The following is a 20,031-nucleotide window of genomic DNA, read 5'->3' as shown; positions in this document are numbered from 1 at the left end:
TTTGCTTTTAAGGCACGGGCAAGCTGATCTCGCATATGAAAAAACTGATAACGGGAACGACTGTATTCGCACTTTTGTTCGTGGCGGGCATGGCCCATGCCGATGAAGGCTCCGTTGGCCTTGGCAGCGCCTTGGGCCCGCTGATTCTGATCGTGCTGGTGGGCTGGCTGCTGAGCGTCGCCGCGGTCTACTTTGTTTTCAGAAGCATCCGGCGCGGCTGGGGCCTCCCCGCCACTGTGATTTATCTCTTTTCACCAGCCCTTTTCTTCGCCGCGCACTCGCTCTGGGCGGATGCCTTCGGATCAAAGAACGACATGACAACCGAAACCGCGGCCCGTCCTGTTGTCATCGCGGGCGCAACGTTTCCGGCCGGCAGCGAGATCGACTATCTCCAGGCGGGATTCGGGCGCTGGTCCCGCACACCGGTCTTCGCCCGCAGTGAGCGCCCCGTGAAGTGGGGAGCGGTAGAAATCCGGGAACTTCAGATCGACGGATATGCGGCACACACCGTGAACGTCACGCTCACGCACGATCAAACGGTCGCAACACGCTGGACCTGCACAGACGACGAAAGGTCGACCCATTTCGATGTCGCTTCGCAGCCGCCACAGTTGCTGGGTTGCTCGCTCGCCGCGAGTCTGACGCTCGGCGGCATGCGCTGGCCCGCCGGAAGCACGTTGCGGAATCAGGCCAACGACTGGGTGCTGTACTGGGAAGCCCGCTCAAACGGAGGCGGCGGAGACACCACCGTCGCCTCGTTCGGCTTCCCCCTCTTCAGGATGAAAGCCCACTATGGCCCGGCGCTCGACCTCAAGTCATGGTCGGGCGAGACGCTGGGCGAGACTAGCGAGGATCTGGACATGGGGGGTTACCGGTTCCCGAAATCGTCGATGGAACTCATCACGCGGATGGCAGATGGCGCGCTGCGCGTCGAAGGTCCGTCGACGGACTTGAAGACCGGCTTGACGCGTCAATGCGTGATGATGCGTGGCAAGTCGGTCGCGCCTTGCACGGAAGCCGAAGTGAACCAGGCGCGTGACGAGCCGAATCCCTTTTTCTGAGTCCGCCGAGGGCGCTCCGCCTACGCGTGCGCCCTCGCACGGCGCGTCGCCTCAATCCCGCCGCGTCGCCTCGATCATCAACGCATCGAGCTTGAAGGACTGATCGGCCTGCACGTCGAAATACTGACGCACCTCGTCGGGCGCGCTCGTCCACATCGAGCGGATCGCCGTGACGCGTTCGGTCGGCGTGCGCATGCGCGCCACCCACGTATCGAAGTCGATCGCGATGCGCCAGCGCTCGGTCACCGTCGCATCGAAACCCGCGCCGTCGAGCATCGCGACCCACTCGTCCGCGCGATAGTCGCGGATATGCGAAGCGTCGCGCAGCACTTCCACGGCCTGGATATGCGTGTCGTAGAGCGGATCGTCGATACCCGCAATGTCGATGAACTTGAGGCGGCCGCCCGGCTTGAGCACGCGATGCACTTCGCCGAGCGCACGCGGCACGTCGCGCCAGTGATGCGCGCTCATGCGACTGATCGCCCAGTTAAAAGAGCCGTCCGCGAACGGGAGCGTTTCAGCGGCGCCCTGTTGCGTGCGGATGCGGGTGAGGCCGCGCTCTTTGGCGGCCGCCTCGACAGTCGCGAGCATCGGCGGCGCGATGTCGTAAGCCACCACTTCGCGCACGTGCGGCGCCACGGCGAAGCTCGCGTGACCCGCGCCGCAGCCCATGTCCAGCACCGTCGCATTGCCGCAGGTCGCCGCGAAGGTGGCGGCGAGGTTCTCCAGATCCGCGCCGCTCGCGTGGACCTGGCTCGTGAGATAGGCGGCGGCGGTCGAGCCGAAGGCGTCGGCGACCTGATCGTGATGCTTCATCGCATGCTCCTGTTTTTGCGGGGTGTGCACACGCCTTGAACGCCCTGGGTGTTGGGCGTGCTGCGCGCGTGTCGTGTCTTCATGGTGCGCCGCGCCGCCATCGAGCCTGGCGGCACGGCGCCTGGGGTTCCCCGGGCGGTTGACGCGGCGGCCCGGCGTCGCGTCTGCCGTTACAATAGAGCCCCTTCTGTACCAGTACAAGTTAAGCAATTATTCTGGTATCAACAGCACCTGCCCCGGTTTCCTGTCTTCATGAGTATCGATACCCGCGCCGCGTCTACGGACGCCGGTTCCGCCAAGACCCTCGACGCCACGCCCGCGCGCGCGCTGGGCGAATTCATCCGCGCCCATCGCGAGCGGCTTTCGCCCGAGGCCGTCGGCCTGCCGCCGGGCCCGCGCCGCCGCACGCCCGGCCTGCGCCGCGAGGAAGTCGCCCAACTATGCGGCGTGAGCCCGACCTGGTACACGTGGATCGAGCAGGGCCGGCCGGTGTCGGCCTCGGCGGATGCACTTGCGCGCATCGCCGTGGCGCTGCAGCTCTCGCGCGCCGAGCGCGCCTATCTGTTCGAGCTGGCCGCGCAGCGCGACCCCGCCGAGCCCGATGCGCCCGGCGCCGCCGACGCGCCCGCCACGCTGCTGCAAACCGTGCAGCTGGTGGACGCGCCCGCCTACGTGCTCGACCGCCAGTGGACCGCGATCGCCTGGAACACCCATGCCGCCGATCTCTTTACCGGCTGGCTCGACGGCGAGCACGACCGCAACCTGCTGCGCTTCACCTTCACCGAAGCGCTTGGCCAGGAGTTGATCGTCGACTGGGAGACTCGCGCGCGCCGTCTGGCCGCCGAGTTCCGCGCCGATTCGATCCGCCATCTGAATGACGCGCCCACGCGCGCGCTGATCGATTCGCTGCTGGCTTCGAGCGACGCGTTCGCGCGCTACTGGGCCTCGCAGGACGTGTTCGAGCGCGAGGGCGGGCGGCGCGAGTTCAACCATCCGCGCCACGGCCGCGTCGCCTACGACCAGATCACCCTCAAGCCCGCGCACCGCGAAGACCTCAAGCTGGTCGTCCTCGTGCGGCTCTGAGCCAGCGCGCCGCGCCCGCTCCCCCGGGAAGCGGTGCGCGCCGATGGTAAAATCGATAACTTTCCCGCTGCGCGCGGCGCGAGGCTGCGATTCGATCCGCTTCAATCCGCCTCTAGCGCCCTGCCGCGCAGCACGCTTTCTCACCGCTCGTTCACGCCCCATCACCATGACGTCCCAACTGCACAAAAAAGGCGAAGCCTGGTCGGCTCGCTTCTCCGAGCCCATGTCGGAGCTGGTCAAACGCTATACGTCGTCGGTTTTCTTCGACAAGCGACTTGGCCTCGTCGATATCGAGGGCTCGCTCGCGCACGCGTCGATGCTGGCCGCGCAGAAGATCATCTCCGCCGACGACCTCGCCGCAATCCAGGGCGGCATGGCGCAGATCAAGGGTGAGATCGAGCGCGGCGAGTTCGAGTGGAAGCTCGACCTCGAAGACGTGCACCTGAACATCGAAGCACGCCTCACGGCCCTGATCGGCGACGCCGGCAAGCGCCTGCACACGGGCCGCTCGCGTAACGACCAGGTCGCGACCGACATCCGCCTGTGGCTGCGCGGCGAAATCGATCGCATCGGCGGCCTGCTGGGCGACCTGCGCGGCGCGCTGCTCGACCTGGCCGAACAGCATTCGGGCACGATCATGCCCGGCTTCACCCACCTGCAAGTGGCGCAGCCGGTCACCTTCGGCCATCACCTGCTCGCCTACGTGGAAATGTTCACGCGCGACGCCGAGCGCATGGTCGACTGCCGCAAGCGCGTGAACCGCCTGCCGCTGGGCGCGGCCGCACTCGCGGGCACGAGCTACCCGATCGACCGTCACGCCGTGGCGAAGACGCTGGGCTTCGACGGCATCTGCGCGAACTCGCTCGACGCGGTGTCCGACCGCGACTTCGCGATCGAATTCACGGCGGCTGCTGCGCTCGTGATGACGCACGTGTCGCGCTTCTCGGAAGAACTCGTGCTGTGGATGAGCCCGCGCGTGGGCTTCATCGACATCGCCGACCGCTTCTGCACCGGCTCGTCGATCATGCCGCAGAAGAAGAACCCGGACGTGCCCGAACTCGCGCGCGGCAAGACCGGCCGCGTGAACGGCCATCTGATGGGCCTGCTCACGCTGATGAAGGGCCAGCCGCTCGCGTACAACAAGGACAACCAGGAAGACAAGGAGCCGCTGTTCGACACCGTCGATACGGTCGCGGACACGCTGCGCATCTTCGCGGAAATGGTCGCGGGCATCACGGTCAAGGAACAGGCGATGCGCGCCGCCGCGCTGCAAGGCTTCTCGACGGCCACCGATCTCGCCGACTACCTCGTCAAGAAGGGTCTGCCGTTCCGCGACGCGCACGAAGCCGTGGCGCACGCGGTGCGTATCTGCGTCGATCGCGACTGCGATCTGGCCGACCTCACGCTCGACGAAATGCGCCGCGAACTGCCGGCGGTGGCAGATCTGCTGGCTGAAGACGTGTTCGAAGTGCTCACGCTCGAAGGCTCGGTCTCGGCGCGCAATCACCCGGGCGGCACCGCGCCCGAGCAAGTTCGTGCAGCTATCGCGGTAGCTCGCGCGGCGCTCAAGTAAGCGCACAGCAGGCGGTATGCCTTGAAACGGGGCGCGCGACGGACATCGTCGCGCGCCCCGTTTTTTTCGTCTGGATGTCTTCGTTACGCGTTGTGTTGCGCTGTACCCGCTGCAAACCGCGCGAAGTGTGCGCCTCGTCCGGGCTCACGCCAGCCTACGATCGAGGGTTGATCGAAAAAAACGAACGGTTGGATCCGCTTGTGATCCGCCGCCCTGGCATCGTATCGTTGCAGGGTTGCCCGTTCGGCCCAGACCTGCACGCACTCATGATCGTCCGCCCTCACCTCAACTGGTTCCGCATGCTGCTCGCGTGGCGCGGCTCCGTCCTGCCGCAACTGCTGCCGCGCCTCGCTATCGTGCTGTGTCTGTCGATCGTCGCCGTGGCCGCGCACGATCACATCCTGCGCGTGACGGTGAACATGAGCACCGTGCCGTTCTCGCTGATCGGCATCGCATTGGCCGTGTTCCTCGGCTTTCGCAACAACGCGAGCTACGACCGCTACTGGGAAGGCCGCAAGCTCTGGGGGCAAATGCTCAACGAGACGCGCTCGCTCGCGCGCCAGTCGCTCGCCCTGGTGCAAGGCCCGCAAAGCGACAGCACGAACGCGCAGGCCCGCCCATTCGTCGAACTGCTCTGCGCGCTGCCCCATGCGCTGCGCCACCAACTGCGCAACACCGACCCGCGCGCGGATCTCGAAGCGCGTCTGCCGCGCGAAGTGTTCGAGCGCGTCATGGCCTCGCGCTACCGCCCCATGACGATCGTGCTGTGCGCGTCGGAATGGCTGCGCGGCGAAGTGCGCGCGGGCCGTGTCGACGGCTACGCCGTGCTCGCCTTCGAGCGCAATCTCAACGGGCTGTCCGATGTGATCGGCGGCTGCGAGCGCATCGTCTCCACGCCGCTGCCGTTCGCCTATACGGTGATGATCCACCGCACCGTCTACTTCTTCTGCGCGCTGCTGCCCTTCGGTCTGGTGGACAGCATCGGCGCGCTCACGCCGGTCTTTGCCGTATTCGTGGCCTACGCGTTTATGGCGCACGAGGCGATCGCCTCGCAGATCGAAGATCCGTTCGGCACCGAGGATAACGACCTCGCGCTCAATACGATGTCGATTGGCATCGAGGCCGCGCTGCACGATCTGCTCGGCGACCCAACCACGCTGCCGCAGCCCGCGCCGGGGCAATGCGTGCTCGATTGAGGCCGCCGCGCATCGAAGCCGCAGCCGCAAAGTAAAACAGGCGTGAATCGCAAGGATTCACGCCTGTTTTTTCATGGGATCGGGCAGCGGCTCAACGGTTATTGACCGTCTCCGACAAACGCTTGAGCGTCGCCAGCCGCGCGCCCAGCAGATCGAGCCGCGCATGCTCGTCGATGAGTGGCGTGGTCGCGTCGCGATACGCGCGCCATGCGCTCTGCGCGCGCGCCACGGCGGGCCGCGCGTGCTTCGGCATGCGTGCGTAGAGCTGACGGTAGTAGCGGTTCAGATCGAAGCTGACGTGTTCGCAGCGCGCATCGGCGCTACAGGCGCGGGCACGCACGGGCTGGCCCGATGCTGTGGCCGCCGCGCCGCGCAGCGCGAGCGCGCGGTCACGCACCGGTTGCAGGCGCATGTCCGCCTCGTAGATCTGATACGACGAGCCGCTCGTGGTCGCAAAGGCGGCGCCGAGCATGGTGTCCTCGGCGTCGCGCCAGGCGACCCACTTCTGCTGGCTCGCCCGCCAGCGCCGCTGCTGCGCGGGCGGCAGTTTCGCCAGCAGTTGCACGAACGCGGCGTCGGCGGCGCTGCGCCAGGCCGTGCGTGCGTCGTCCATACACTGCACCTGCCCCGCCGTCGACGAACGGTCCGCGCGCGCGAGACACGCGCGCATGCCCGCGTCGATCGGATCGGCCGCCGAGACTTCGGCGTGCGCCGTCGGCGTTACCACGCCAGCCGCGAAAAGCGCCGCCAGCGTGCACGCCGTCGCGAACGAACGCAGGAACCGCACCGTCATGCCGCGTGTCACCGTGCTCAGGCGCGCACGCAATCCACGAAGTACTCGACGCGGCCGTTGATGGTCTCGCCCACGAGCCCGTGGATATCGGTGTGGAAGCCCGGGAAGCGCTCGTTGAATTCGCGCGCGAACTTCAGGTAGTTCACGATCGTCTTGTTGAAGCGCTCGCCCGGAATCAGCAGCGGAATGCCCGGCGGGTACGGCGTGAGCAGGATCGACGTGACACGGCCTTCGAGTTCGTCGATGGCCACGCGGTCGATCTCGCGGTGCGCGAGCTTGGCGAACGCGTCGGACGGCTTCATCGCCGGTTCCATCGTCGACAGATACATCTCGGTCGTCAGGCGCGCGATGTCGTTGGCGCGGTAGACGCTGTGGATCTGCTGACACAGATCGCGCAGGCCCACGCGCTCGTACATCGGGTGCTGCGCGACGAACTCGGGCAGCACGCGCCACAGCGGCTGGTTGTTGTCGTAGTCGTCCTTGAACTGTTGCAGCTCGGTCACCATCGAGTTCCAGCGGCCCTTCGTGATGCCGATCGTGAACATGATGAAGAACGAGTACAGGCCGGTCTTCTCGACGATGATGCCGTGCTCGGCCAGGTACTTCGTGACGATAGCGGCCGGAATGCCGGTCTCGCCGAATTCGCCGTCCACGTCCAGACCCGGCGTGACGATGGTCGCCTTGATCGGGTCGAGCATGTTGAAGCCTTCGGCGAGGTTGCCGAAGCCGTGCCAGTGGTCGTTCGGGCGCAGGATCCAGTCTTCGCGCGAGCCGATGCCTTCCTCGGCCAGATCCTCCGGACCCCAGACCTGGAAGAACCAGTCGTCGCCGTATTCGGCGTCGACCTTGCGCATGGCGCGGCGGAAGTCGAGCGCTTCGGCGATCGACTCTTCCACCAGCGCCGGGCCGCCCGGCGCTTCCATCATGGCCGCGGCCACGTCGCACGACGCGATGATCGCGTACTGCGGCGAGGTGGACGTGTGCATCAGATACGCTTCGTTGAAGCGGTGACGGTCGAACGCGCTGTCTTCCGAATCCTGCACGACGATCTGCGAGGCCTGCGAGATGCCGGCGAGCAGCTTGTGCGTGGAGTGCGTCGCGAACACCAGCGCCTTCGTACGCGGACGGCCCGCGCCAATCGCGTGCATGTCCTGGTAGAACTCGTGGAATTCGGCGTGCGGCAGCCAGGCTTCGTCGAAGTGCAGCGTGTCGAGCATGTCGCCGAGCAGGTCCTTGATCATCTCGACGTTGTAGACCACGCCGTCGTACGTGCTCTGCGTGATCGTGAGAATGCGCGGCTTGACGTTCGGGTTCTTCTCGAGCGCTTCACGGGCGAACGGGTTCGCCTCGATCTTCTTGCGGATGTTTTCCGGCTTGAACTCGTCGCGCGGAATCGGGCCGATGATGCCGAAGTTGTTGCGCGTCGGCGTGAGGAACACGGGGATCGCGCCCGTCATCGTGATCGCGTGCAGGATCGACTTGTGGCAGTTGCGGTCCACCAGCACGATGTCGCCGGGAGCTACCGTTGCGTGCCAGACGATCTTGTTCGACGTGGACGTGCCGTTGGTCACGAAGAACACGTGGTCGGCGCTGAAGATGCGCGCGGCGTTGCGCTCCGAAGCCGCGACCGGGCCGGTGTGATCGAGCAGCTGGCCGAGTTCCTCGACCGCGTTGCAGACGTCGGCGCGCAGCATGTTTTCGCCGAAGAACTGGTGGAACATCTGGCCGAGCGGGTTCTTCAGGAACGCCACGCCGCCCGAGTGACCCGGGCAGTGCCACGAGTACGAGCCTTCGTCGGCGTACTTGACGAGTTCCTTGAAGAACGGCGGCGACAGCGCGTCGAGATACACCTTCGCTTCACGAATGACGTGACGCGCGACGAACTCCGGCGTGTCCTCGAACATGTGAATGAAGCCGTGCAGCTCGCGCAGGATGTCGTTGGGCAGATGGCGCGAGGTGCGCGTTTCGCCGTACAGGAAGATGGGGATGTCGGCGTTGCGCTTGCGCACCGCTTCCATGAACGCGCGCAGCGCGACGATCGCGGGCGCGTGCTCCGGCGCTTCGCCGTCCGCGCCTTCCACGTAGGGCAGCAGCTCGTCGTCGTCGATCGACAGGATGAAGCAGGCCGCGCGGCTCGATTGCTGCGCGAACGACGTGAGGTCGCCGTAGCTCGTCAGCCCGAGGACTTCCGCGCCCTCTTTCTCGATGGCTTCGGCCAGTGCCCGGATGCCGGAACCCGAGATGTTCTCGGAGCGAAAGTCTTCGTCGATGATGACGACGGGAAAACGAAACTTCATGGGGCGATTCTCCAAAAGAAACGACCGCTGCATGTAACGCGCAGCGGCCCCCGTATGTCGTGTAACCAGTGGGTTAAGTGCGCTCGAACGTCAGGTCTTCGGCAGCGTGACGCCGTGCTGGCCTTGATACTTGCCGCCGCGATCCGCGTAAGACACTTCGCAGACCTCGTCGCTCTCGAAGAAGAGCACCTGGGCTACGCCTTCGTTCGCGTAGATTTTGGCAGGCAAAGGTGTCGTATTCGAGAATTCGAGCGTGACGTAGCCTTCCCACTCGGGTTCGAACGGCGTCACGTTCACGATGATGCCGCAACGCGCATAGGTCGACTTGCCGAGGCACACCGTCAGGACGCTGCGCGGGATGCGGAAGTATTCGACCGTGCGGGCCAGCGCGAACGAGTTCGGCGGGATGATGCAGACGTCGCCCTTGAAGTCCACGAACGACTTTTCGTCGAAGTTCTTCGGGTCGACGATGGTCGAATTGATGTTCGTGAAGATCTTGAATTCGTCGGCGCAGCGAATGTCGTAGCCGTAGCTCGACGTGCCGTAGCTGACGATCTTGCGACCGTCTTCCGACGTGCGGATCTGGTCGCGCACGAACGGCTCGATCATCTTCTGCTCTTCGGCCATGCGCCGGATCCACTTGTCGGATTTGATTGCCATGTTGCTCGCTGCGGTCCAGTAGAAAAACGGGGAACGAAAAGGAAAACGTCGCGTCAGGCCCGCCCCGCGCCCATTGGGCCGGCCGGTGCCTCGCGAAAGGCGCCTATTTTACGCGATGTGAGTCGGTGTGCCTGAATTGCGCTCGCGTGCCGCTTTGGCATCGCTTTCGCGGACGTTCAGAGCGTGTTGCCAGCGCCTTACTGCGCCTTGATCACGCCGCACGCGAGCGCCGCGCCGGTGCCGCGCTGCGGGTAGGCATACGGGTCGATGGCGTCGTGATGCACGATCACGGCGCGCTGTAGCACCGAGCGCACGCCGTCGAGCGACACGTCCGTCGCGACGATGAAACCGGTGGCGACGCCGTTCGAGTCCGCATGAATGTTGCCGAGGTCGCCCGCCACGCGCGCGCCGGGCTTCAGGTGTTCGGAGCCGGGGGCGAAGACCGCGCCGGCGCTCGATGCGTCGGTCGCGTTGCAGTCGCCGCGCTCGTGCACTTGCAGCGCATGGTCGGAGTCGGGCGGCAGACCGGCGAGGTTGTAGCTCACCTGCACGCCGTCCGAATGCTCGACGAACGACACGGTGCCGCGCACCTGGCTGCCGACGGTGGGCTGAAGCTGCGTGCCCGCACGCTTGTCCTGCTGGCCCATGAAGCTCGTGCAGCCGCCCAGCAGCATGCCCGTCATCACGACCAGTACGACTGCGTTCCCCGCCTGCCTGTCGTTTCCTTTACCCATGCGATCCTCTTGCCGGCGCACGGCCGCCCCTTGCGGCCGTCGATCCGGACCCATGAATCCCACATGATACCGCGCAGGCGAGCGTCCGCGCGCCCGCTGTGCGCGCAAGGCCGCACGCCGCGGGCCTGGGCTGTCCCGGGCGCACGCGGCGTGCCTTCGCAGGCAGGCTCGACGCGGCCCGCGGGCTCAGGTGTTCTGCACGACGATGGTCGGGAATTTCGAGCTCATGTCGCGCGAGCGCTCGGCGATCTGGATCGCGATGCGGCGCGCGATCGCCTTGTAGGTGCCGGCGACGGCGCTGTCTGGGGCGGCCACGACCGTGGGCGCGCCCGAGTCGGCCTGCTCGCGGATCGAAATATCGAGCGGCAGGCTGCCGAGCACCTCGACGCCATATTCCTTCGCCATGCGCTCGCCACCGCCCGCGCCGAAGATATGCTCGGCATGACCGCAGTTCGAGCAGACGTGCACGGCCATGTTCTCGACGATGCCGAGAATCGGAATGCCCACCTTCTCGAACATCTTGAGGCCCTTCTTCGCGTCGAGCAGCGCGATGTCCTGCGGCGTCGTCACGATCACGGCGCCCGTGACGGGCACGCGCTGCGAGAGCGTGAGCTGGATGTCGCCGGTGCCCGGCGGCATGTCGACCACAAGGTAGTCGAGTTCGCGCCAGTTCGTCTGCCGCAGCAGCTGTTCGAGCGCGGAGGTGGCCATCGGGCCGCGCCAGACCATCGGGTTGTCCTGGTCGACCAGGAAGCCGATCGAGTTGGCCTGCACGCCATGACCTTCGAGCGGGTTCATCGACTGGCCGTCGGGCGATTCCGGGCGGCCGGCGATGCCGAGCATCATCGGCAGCGAGGGGCCGTAGATGTCCGCATCGAGGATGCCGACCGACGCGCCTTCGGCGGCCAGCGCAAGCGCCAGGTTCACGGCGGTCGTGCTCTTGCCGACGCCGCCCTTGCCCGAGGCCACGGCCACGATGTTCTTGACGTTAGGCAAGAGTTTCACGCCGCGCTGCACCGTATGCGCGGCGACTTCATGACGCACCGTCACGCGGCTCGCCTTGACGCCCGGCACCGCGGCGAGCGCGCCGGCCACGTGGGCGCGGATCGCCTCGTACTGGCTCTTCGCCGGATAGCCGAGCACGATCTCGACGTCAACCGTTTCGCCGTCGATCGCGACGTTGCGCACGCCCTTGGACGTCGCGTAGGGGCGTCCCGTATTCGGATCCGCGAGGGCCGCCAGCGTGGCGTCCACCAATGCCCGATCAATGCTCATTGAAACTCCGTGGGGAAGACGAATCCGGCGCGCGGGGCGGCTTCTTCATAGGCCGTCTGGACGCCGGAAATCGAAAGAAATTGTTAAGCTGGATTGCGCAATTACCTGCGGCAAGGCACGCTTCGCGGCAGCCGCCTTTTCGCGCCAGGCCAGTGCTTGTCAAGCGCTCGTCGAGCAACTATGAACTAGATGCGGGACGAATCGCACAGGCGCTCAAGCCGTCATTGTAGTAGCTGCCGCCTCACGTCGTCCGAAGACCCTGACCGCAGTCGGGGCCGCCGGGCGGCACGTTGCAGCCTTCCCGTTTCACTCAAGAGAGGATTGAAAATGAACACTAAGATCTTGACCCGTCTGTCCGTCTTCGCTGTTGCCGGTGCGCTCGTCGCCGGCTGCGCAACCCAGCAGGGCACCAACACGGCCGTCGGCACTGGCGTCGGCGCGGGCACGGGCGCCGCGATCGGCGCGATCTTCGGCGGCGGCAAGGGCGCGGCGATCGGTGCGGGCGCAGGCGCACTGGTTGGCGGCATCACCGGCTACAACTGGCAAGCCATCCACAACAAGCTGTCGGGCGCGACCAAGGGCACCGGCACGCAGATCACCGAGCAGCCGGACGGCTCGCTCAAGCTCAACATCCCGAGCAACGTGACCTTCGACACCAACAGCTACGCGATCAAGCCGTCGTTCGCGCCGGTGCTCGACCAGGTCGCGCAGACGCTGCAGCAGAACCCGGAAGTGGTCGCACAGGTCGTGGGCCATACGGATAACACCGGCCAGCCGGCGTACAACCAGACGCTGTCGGTCAACCGCGCGCAAAGCGTCGTGAACTACCTGGCCGGTCGCGGCATCCAGATGCAGCGCATGTCGGCTGAAGGCCGCGGCGACACGCAACCGATCGCCGACAACAGCACCGAAGCGGGTCGCACCGCGAACCGCCGCGTGGAAATCTATCTGCGCGCGACGGCGCAGCACGCGCAGTAAGCGCAGCGGGCTGAATCCGGCGCATGCGCCGGATAAAACAGCGACAGACAAACGGGACGGCTGCGAAGCCGTCCCGTTTGCATTGAGGCCGCCGCCAGCCCTGTCCGACAAGACTTGCAGGGGAATCGAAAAAATTTTCGAACTCTCGCGAAATAGCGCGGTCTGTCTTTACGGTACGTGTGCGGTCATGCCGCCGCGGCACCATTCTCCTCTTGTCGTTGTTGCTCCGGGGCCATCCTGCCCCGGTTTTTTTTGCCCGCGTTTTTTGTCGCTTTTGCGTCGCCTTCGCGTCACATTTGTGTCGCGCGCCGCGTGAGTCCTTCGCGTCGGCTGCCTCACCATCCAGTCTGCATCGCCCAACACTCGTTCGCGCCCCCGCCGGAGCCCAAACGCGTCGCGCGCCCGCCCTGCTAAAATCGCGGTTTCCCCCGCAACATCGGACGTCCAGTCACTTATGTCAGCATCCGCCACCGACCTCGCCGCCGGCGCCTCCAGCGTCCCGAGCGGCCGCCAGATTCTCGTCACGTCTGCTCTGCCGTATGCCAACGGCCAGATCCACATCGGCCACCTGGTCGAGTACATCCAGACGGACATCTGGGTCCGTGCGCTGCGAATGCATGGCCACGAGGTCTACTACGTCGGTGCCGACGACACGCACGGCACGCCCATCATGTTGCGCGCCGAGAAGGAAGGCCTCACGCCGCAGCAACTGATCGCGCGCGTCTGGCAAGAGCACAAGCGCGACTTCGACAGCTTCGGCGTTTCCTTCGACAATTACTATTCGACCGATTCGGACGAGAACCGCGTGCTCTCGGAATCGGTCTATCTGGCGCTCAAGGACGCGGGTCTGATCGAGACGCGCGACATCGAGCAGGCCTACGATCCGGTCAAGAACATGTTCCTGCCGGACCGCTTCATCAAGGGCGAGTGCCCCAAGTGTGGCGCGAAGGACCAGTACGGCGACAACTGCGAAGTGTGTGGCTCGACCTACGCGCCCACCGACCTGAAGAACCCGTACTCGGTGGTCTCGGGCGCAACGCCCATCCGCAAGACCTCGACGCACCACTTCTTCCGCCTCTCGGACCCGCGCTGCGAGCAGTTCCTGCGCGGCTGGGTGGAAGGCCTCGCACAGCCGGAAGCGACCAACAAGATGCGCGAGTGGCTGGGCGACGCGGGCGAATCGAAGCTCGCCGACTGGGACATCTCGCGTGACGCGCCCTACTTCGGCTTCGAGATTCCGGGCGCGCCCGGCAAGTACTTCTACGTGTGGCTAGACGCGCCGGTCGGCTACTACGCGAGCTTCAAGAATCTCGCCGAAAAACGCGGTCTCGATTTCGACGCGTGGGTGAAGCCCGGTTCGAAGACCGAGCAATACCACTTCATCGGCAAGGACATCCTGTATTTCCACACGCTGTTCTGGCCGGCGATGCTCGAATTCTCGGGCCATCGCACGCCGACCAACGTGTTCGCGCACGGCTTCCTCACGGTGGACGGCGCGAAGATGTCGAAGTCGCGCGGCACCTTCATCACCGCGGAAAGCTATGTGACGACGGGCCTGAACCCCGAGTGGCTGCGCTACTACTTCGCGGCGAAGCTCAACAGCACGATGGAAGATCTCGACCTGAACCTCGACGACTTCCAGGCGCGCGTGAACAGCGACCTCGTCGGCAAGTACATCAACATCGCGAGCCGCGCGGCGGGCTTCCTCATCAAGCGTTTCGAGGGCCGCGTGCAGGACAGCGCGATGAACCATCCGCTGCTGGAACAGATGCGCGCCGCGATCCCGCAGATCGCCGCGCACTACGAAGCACGCGAGTACAGCCGCGCGCTGCGCCAGACGATGGAACTCGCCGATGCGGTGAACGCTTACGTCGATACGGCCAAGCCGTGGGAACAGGCCAAGGACCCGGCCAATGCCGTCGCGCTGCATGAAACCTGCACCGTGAGCCTGGAGGCATTCCGCCTGCTCTCGCTCGCGCTCAAGCCGGTGCTGCCGCAACTGGCCGAAGGCGTGGAACAGTTCCTCGCCATCGCGCCGCTCACGTGGGCCGATGCCGGCCGCGCGCTCTCGTCGCAACAGCCGATCAACGCGTACAAGCATCTGATGACGCGCGTCGATCCGAAGCAGATCGAAGCCCTGCTGGCCGCCAACCGCGACTCGCTCCAGGCGACCGATGCGCCTGCAGCAGCAGCCGACGCGAACAAGAAGTCGAAGGCCTCGAAGGAAGCCGCGAAGAAGCCCGCTGCCGACGAAACGCCGGAGACCATCTCGATCGACGACTTCGCGAAGATCGATCTGCGCGTGGCGCTGATCGTCGACTGCAATATCGTCGAAGGGTCGGACAAGTTGCTGCAACTCACGCTCGACGTAGGCGAAGAAAAGACGCGCAACGTGTTCTCGGGTATCCGCTCGGCCTACAAGCCGGAAGACCTCAAGGGCAAGCTGACGGTGATGGTCGCGAACCTCGCGCCGCGCAAGATGAAGTTCGGCATGTCGGAAGGGATGGTGCTCGCGGCTTCGGCGGCGGATGAGAAGGCTGAACCGGGGCTTTATATCCTCGAACCGCATAGCGGCGCGAAGCCGGGGATGCGAGTGCGGTAGTGCTCCGCGCGAATGAGATGCAGGCCGTGCAGTGATCCTGCGTGCTGCTAACAAACCCTTGGCCCAAGCCAAGGGTTTGTCGTTTTGGGGCTACTGATAGAGCAATGTGACGGTCATTGAAGTGTTCGCTGCTCCCGCACCAACCGTTGCGCCAGTCTGGTAATAGCGAGCCTTGAACGCAATGCTATAGCTCCCGCCCGTGGACTTGCTGTAACCGCTGTAGGTCTGGTACGTGGACAAAGGGAACACCGCACCAGCACCATTGAGCAATTGCACACCGATACCGGATGCACCAGAACTGGCGTCGAGCGCAACAACCGATTGCGAGCTGTTGAGCACCGTGGTCGTCGGATCGACGCGATATTGAACCGTGTTCATCCCAGCCGGGCAATTGTTCAGGTTGAGGTTGAAACTGACCGCTGCGGTGAAGGTATTCACGCCGGTCAACTCTGTCGTTTTGTGCGTCCCCAACGGTACTGAAACGTCCGGCGTGGTACACGCAATCGAACTGACCGATGTCGAGGTGAGAACGATCGACTGATGCGCGTTACCCAACAGCCACGGACTGCCATTACTACTGCCATATGCCGCCAGATCGAGAATCTGGCCAGATTGGGTTACACCCGGCGAAACCGGCCCTGTCGTGACAAGCGCAGCGCCCAACTGCGCGCCAACCGACCAACCACCGAAACTTCCGTTACTTCCGCAAGAGCCCCCCGTCCATCCGGAGGGGGGCCAATTGCTACCGCCCACCTTCGTGCCGGCTGTCGTCACTGGAACCAGGCCGCCGAACCAACCGCAACCGCCTGCGTATTGGCTATAGGCCAGCGCGATACCTACGCCAGGAATCCCCGAGTCATAGAGACCGTAGGTCTTTCCACTCTCAGTCCAGGTCTTGCCAAGCGAAGCAAAGTTGACTGGCCTCGCCGCATCGCCAATGAATACGTTCGAACCGCTACAGTTGTAGTAGAAATTGGTATACGAAGCCGTGTAAGTCCAGCTGGTGATGCGCGTGCCCGCCGGCGTGTCGCGAGGCACCGCGACGCTGGTGGGCAAACTAATCGTGTAAGTGCCTCCCCCACCCGAGCAACTCTGGGCAAACGCACCCTTTGCGCCAATCAGCAACACCAGTGCCAGCAGCAACCTGAACAATAGGCCAGCGGGTCTTCCTATCTGCGAAGTCAATGAAATCATTTCTCTAATCGCGCACGCATTGCGCGCTCGTGTTGATTGTTTCAACGGCACAGGGCAAAGCCATCGCACAGCAAGATCGCCAATGCGCCAGGAAATCTATCAGTTGTACGTAAAATTGATAGTCGCTGTAGCTGCCACCGTGCCGGCCGTCAGCGCGCCCAGGCGGTAGAACTGGGCGACAAACGGAATAGTCATCGCGTTAGTACTACCCACCGTGCCGAGACTGACCGCGCTGTTAAGCGTGACCGGCGTGCCAGTCGTCGCGCCCACGCTGCTTGCCTGCAGAATCTGCACGCCCACCTGCGTGGCCGTGCCGGTGTTCTTCAGTACGCTGGCCACGGTGTCCATCGTTCCCGATACGCTCATTGTCACATTCGTGCCCGCCAGGCAGTTGCTCAGACTCAGATTGAACGGCGTCGGATTGCTCGTGCTGCCGACAGAAGCGAAGTTGACGATCGGCGCGCTTCCCAGGTTGATGGTCTGGCTGGCCGTCGAGCTATCCACATCACACGACGGCTGCCAAAACGAACCGGAGAAGTTCAGGTTCGCATCGGCGGCGAAAACAGGACGCGCGTCCATCGCCGCAAAGGTGGCAAGCGTCGCGAGGAACAGTGCGACGATGCGCTGGGCGACTCTCGTCGCGTCGGGCAAAGCGAACGCTTGCCTCAACGTCTGGAGGACGCTGCAACATTGACGGGATGTATTTCTGAAATCGGCCATATCCATTACCTCGCAATTTGCCCCGTCATTGACAGCTCGCATCCGCAAAATCGGTCTGCGCGGGCTTGTCCTTCGTGGCCACGGGCAGCGCATAGGTCAGCTTGCAGCTCTGCCCGATGCCCTCGCCCCACTTCACCCGCAGATCGCCGCCTGCGTCCTTGCTATAGAACATGGCGCGGCTGCCCTGGCTCACCGTGCCGATGTTGTTGCCGCTCGCATCCAGCACGTCGGCGCCGAACGGCACCGCCGTGCCGTTCGCGCGATGCAGGCGCATCACCACCGCGCGGCCGCGATTCTCGGTTTCGAACTTCACGCGCACCACCGCGCCCGCGGTCGGCGCGAAATGCTGCTCGGTGCTCTTGAGTTGAACACCCATCGGCAGGCCCTTCGTGTCGATCTCCACGGTGTTCTGCGAGTAAGGCTGCATGCCCGCGATCACTGCATGCCCCTGCGTGTCCACGCGAACACCCGGCGAGGTCGACACGCGCGCGCCCACCGCATCCTTCGCCTCGATGACCGCCAGCGTGTCGCCGGTCTGCGAGGACAGCGCGACGCCGCCCTGGTACGCGACGAGCGAACCCGTGAGGCCCGCGCCGCCCTGGGTGTAACCGTTCGAATAGCCGGCATTGGCGCGCATCTGCGTGAACGGCGCGAGATAGCCGACGTTGGCATTGACGCTTGAGCCATTGCCGGTGTTCGAGACGTAGCCCGCCGAGACGCCGTAGTTCAACTGGTTGTCCTGGCCTGCCGTACCCGTGAAGGATTCCTGGATCTGGTTGCTGTTGTCGCGCGAGTCGTGCGTGAAGCTTGTCGACGTATTGACGACCTTCGAACCGATATCGAGCGGAATGCTCAGGTTCAGCATCACGCGGTTATCCCAGTGCGCGGTGCCCACGTCGAGTTCGCGCGAAGCCGAGACGCCCACGCCCACCCGGCGGAAGTTGGTGTTGTAGCCGACCTGGAATGACGTATCGCGGCTCGACTTGTTCCAGTAGTTCTGCGTAAAACCCGACGCATACAGCGCGCCCCAGTCGCCGAGACTCTGGTTCACCGTCAGTTGCAAGCGGCCCTTCTGGATACCGTTGTTGACGTAGGCTGTGCCATTGAGCCCGGCGTCGCGCAGCGTCATGGCATCGTCGTAACTCAGGAAGCCGTTGGTCGAATAGCGATAGGCCGCCAGCGTCAGGTTCGTATTCGTCGGCGCGATGAGGCGCGAATACGACAGGCGCAAGCTCTGGCCGCTGCGGCTCGGTGCATGGGGGATGTTGCTGTTCGCCTGCGTCACGTCTGCGGCAAAGGCGCCGATCGGCGTATTGAGCGCGGCGCCCCCCGCGACGGAGAAATAATTCTCTCCGGCAATCGTGCCGCCATACAGCGTGACCAGGTTGTTCAGACCATGCTGAACGCCTGCCTCGAACACAAACGGATGGCTGTTCAGGCTCGTGTTGCGATACTGGCCCGCCGCGACGTTATAGCGCCAGCGACCGGCGCGCAGCGCGTTCACGGGGGCGGCATACGGCACCGCCGACACGTGCTGGCTGCCGTCCGCCTCGGTCACGACCACCTCGAGGTCGCCGCCATAGCCGGTCGGATAAAGATCGTTGATCTCGAACGGCCCGGGCGCCACCGTGGTCGTGTAGAGGATGTTGCCGTTCTGCCTGACTTCGACCTTCGCGTTGGAGTTCGCGATGCCGCGCACCGTCGGCGCATAGCCGCGCTGCGACTCCGGGTACATGCGGTCGTCGGTGCCGATCTGCACGCCGCGCACGCCGAAACTGTCGAAGATCGAGCCGTCCGTATAGGAATCGCCGATCGTGAGTTGGCTCTTGATCGGCGCGAACGAGCGTTGCAGATACGTCTGCATGCTCTGCACGTGCGTGCCCGCACCGGACGTGTTCGTGACGTTGCCGTTGTAGCGGAACCGCCAGGCGCCCACGTTGATGCCCGCGTTCAGCCCCAGGTAGCCCTGCGTTGTCGACAGGCCGCTGCCGTTGGTGTGGTAGACGTTGGCGTTGTATTGCAGCGAGGCCGCCGGCACGCCGTCGTCCCAGAACTTCGGATCGACCCAGCCGCGTGCGTTGCGGCTCATCATGGCCTGCGGAATGCTCACGTCGAGGCGCTGTTCGCCCATGTCGAACGTCGCCGTGGCCTGGGGGATCAACTCGGGTAGCGGCGCCGCGCCGCCGTCGCCCGCCGTTGCGAGCTTCGCGCCCGCCGAGTCGGGCAAACGCGCAACGTCCACGCCGGTACGTTGCAGCAGATCGCGGTCGAAGACCGGCTGCGCGCTGTGACCGGGGCCATTCACGTCGCGCAGCGTGACATCCGTTACGCCGATCCACACCTGGTTGACGTACAGCGCGGCGCGATAGTGACCGGGCGCCGCTACGTTGCCCTTGTCGAAGCGGCTGATATCCAGGTTCGCCGCGCCGCCGCCACTCAGGAACTGCGTGTTGAATTCCACGGCCGCGGGCTCGGCTGCGGCCGGTAGCGGCGCGGGTGTTACGCCGGTCCCCTGGGTCATGCTCAGTGGCAGAAGGCCGATGGGGGCAACCGGCGCGGGGGCGACCGGGGTGGGCACGGCCGGGGTGGGTGCAAGCAGCGCAGGTGCGGCCAGGGTGGGCGCAAGCGTCGTGGTCTGCGTAGTCTGGACCTGGCCGGCCGGCATGGCCGTCGCGTTGCCGAGCGCGATATCCGATGCCGCCACGCCTGTCGCGGGGAACAAGGCCGGCGCAGCGGAAGCCGCAGGGACGGCGGCAGGCGTCGAAGCGGGCGGCGCGACGACACTCCCGTCGGGCATGCCGTCGGCCTTCGCATGGGCCGCCACGAATGCGAGCAGCACGGCGACGCTGGCCTGGCTCAGGGTCAGCGGATCGGCATGGGATATCCTGGAAGACGTCTTCGAGTTGTGTTTGTCCATGTTGAGCCGGATTCGCGGGCAGATCCGGCCCTACCGATACGCAGTGCGATCAGTAGCGTGGGCCTTCTACCTCGACGAGTGTGTGCGTGTAGGGGGTGAGCGCCGGTCTTCAGCCTGCCGGCTCGATCCGCA

General features: G+C 65.0%; 15 protein-coding genes. 6 read left to right on the top strand and 9 right to left on the bottom strand.

Annotated elements, in window-relative coordinates; translation table 11 throughout:
• Positions 1 to 35 precede the first annotated feature (35 nt).
• Entirely contained in the window at positions 36 to 1,061 is a 1,026-nt protein-coding gene (locus U5782_RS05980) for a hypothetical protein (RefSeq protein ID WP_322042900.1), read from the top strand.
• A gap of 51 nt (positions 1,062 to 1,112) precedes the next feature.
• On the opposite strand, the gene U5782_RS05975 is transcribed toward U5782_RS05980, so the two are convergent.
• A complete protein-coding gene (locus U5782_RS05975) occupies positions 1,113 to 1,877 on the bottom strand; it encodes a class I SAM-dependent methyltransferase (RefSeq protein WP_322042899.1) in 765 nt (254 codons plus the stop codon).
• A 252-nt stretch (positions 1,878 to 2,129) separates the two neighbouring features.
• On the opposite strand from U5782_RS05975, the gene U5782_RS05970 reads away from it, so the two are divergent.
• The 3 genes from U5782_RS05970 to U5782_RS05960 all read left to right on the top strand — a co-directional run bounded on the left by U5782_RS05970 (position 2,130) and on the right by U5782_RS05960 (position 5,729).
• Positions 2,130 to 2,960 (top strand): helix-turn-helix transcriptional regulator, encoded by an 831-nt coding sequence (locus U5782_RS05970; protein WP_322042898.1) that lies wholly within the window; start codon positions 2,130 to 2,132, stop codon positions 2,958 to 2,960.
• A 166-nt stretch (positions 2,961 to 3,126) separates the two neighbouring features.
• Complete coding sequence (gene argH, locus U5782_RS05965; RefSeq protein WP_322042897.1) at positions 3,127 to 4,533, top strand: argininosuccinate lyase; 1,407 nt, start codon at positions 3,127 to 3,129, stop codon at positions 4,531 to 4,533.
• Positions 4,534 to 4,799: 266 nt separating this feature from the next.
• Positions 4,800 to 5,729 carry a bestrophin family protein gene (locus U5782_RS05960; protein WP_322042896.1) on the top strand — a complete coding sequence of 310 codons (930 nt, stop codon included), beginning with the start codon at positions 4,800 to 4,802 and terminating at the stop codon, positions 5,727 to 5,729.
• 91 nt (positions 5,730 to 5,820) lie between these two features.
• Here the strand turns inward: U5782_RS05960 and U5782_RS05955 are convergent, their stop codons facing one another.
• From U5782_RS05955 to apbC, 5 genes are all read right to left on the bottom strand, one after another.
• Complete coding sequence (locus U5782_RS05955; RefSeq protein WP_322042895.1) at positions 5,821 to 6,522, bottom strand: lysozyme inhibitor LprI family protein; 702 nt, start codon at positions 6,520 to 6,522, stop codon at positions 5,821 to 5,823.
• A 17-nt stretch (positions 6,523 to 6,539) separates the two neighbouring features.
• Positions 6,540 to 8,819, bottom strand: coding sequence for an arginine/lysine/ornithine decarboxylase (locus U5782_RS05950; protein WP_322042894.1), 2,280 nt, complete (start codon positions 8,817 to 8,819; stop codon positions 6,540 to 6,542).
• A gap of 90 nt (positions 8,820 to 8,909) precedes the next feature.
• On the bottom strand, positions 8,910 to 9,479 hold the full coding sequence (gene dcd, locus U5782_RS05945) for a dCTP deaminase (RefSeq protein ID WP_322042893.1): 570 nt from the start codon (positions 9,477 to 9,479) through the stop codon (positions 8,910 to 8,912).
• Positions 9,480 to 9,676: 197 nt separating this feature from the next.
• Positions 9,677 to 10,213 carry a superoxide dismutase family protein gene (locus U5782_RS05940; protein WP_322042892.1) on the bottom strand — a complete coding sequence of 179 codons (537 nt, stop codon included), beginning with the start codon at positions 10,211 to 10,213 and terminating at the stop codon, positions 9,677 to 9,679.
• A 186-nt stretch (positions 10,214 to 10,399) separates the two neighbouring features.
• Entirely contained in the window at positions 10,400 to 11,488 is a 1,089-nt protein-coding gene (apbC, locus tag U5782_RS05935; RefSeq protein WP_322042891.1) for an iron-sulfur cluster carrier protein ApbC, read from the bottom strand.
• 327 nt (positions 11,489 to 11,815) lie between these two features.
• On the opposite strand from apbC, the gene U5782_RS05930 reads away from it, so the two are divergent.
• The gene (locus U5782_RS05930; RefSeq protein ID WP_322042890.1) at positions 11,816 to 12,466 is read left to right on the top strand and encodes an OmpA family protein; all 651 of its coding nucleotides are present in this window, start codon (positions 11,816 to 11,818) and stop codon (positions 12,464 to 12,466) included.
• A gap of 454 nt (positions 12,467 to 12,920) precedes the next feature.
• Positions 12,921 to 15,068, top strand: coding sequence for a methionine--tRNA ligase (gene metG, locus U5782_RS05925; RefSeq protein ID WP_322042889.1), 2,148 nt, complete (start codon positions 12,921 to 12,923; stop codon positions 15,066 to 15,068).
• A gap of 90 nt (positions 15,069 to 15,158) precedes the next feature.
• Here metG and U5782_RS05920 read toward each other — a convergent pair whose 3' ends face one another.
• The 3 genes from U5782_RS05920 to U5782_RS05910 form a co-directional block, all read right to left on the bottom strand.
• Complete coding sequence (locus tag U5782_RS05920) at positions 15,159 to 16,262, bottom strand: fimbrial protein (RefSeq protein ID WP_322042888.1); 1,104 nt, start codon at positions 16,260 to 16,262, stop codon at positions 15,159 to 15,161.
• 99 nt (positions 16,263 to 16,361) lie between these two features.
• A complete protein-coding gene (locus U5782_RS05915; RefSeq protein WP_322042887.1) occupies positions 16,362 to 16,988 on the bottom strand; it encodes a fimbrial protein in 627 nt (208 codons plus the stop codon).
• Positions 16,989 to 17,007: 19 nt separating this feature from the next.
• Positions 17,008 to 19,899 carry a fimbria/pilus outer membrane usher protein gene (locus U5782_RS05910; RefSeq protein ID WP_322042886.1) on the bottom strand — a complete coding sequence of 964 codons (2,892 nt, stop codon included), beginning with the start codon at positions 19,897 to 19,899 and terminating at the stop codon, positions 17,008 to 17,010.
• Positions 19,900 to 20,031: the final 132 nt, after the last annotated feature.

It is taken from the genome of Paraburkholderia sp. J67, from assembly GCF_905220265.1.
GTDB lineage: Bacteria > Pseudomonadota > Gammaproteobacteria > Burkholderiales > Burkholderiaceae > Paraburkholderia.
Note: the sequence above shows the minus strand (reverse complement) of the source record. Positions and strands in the feature narration are given on the sequence as shown.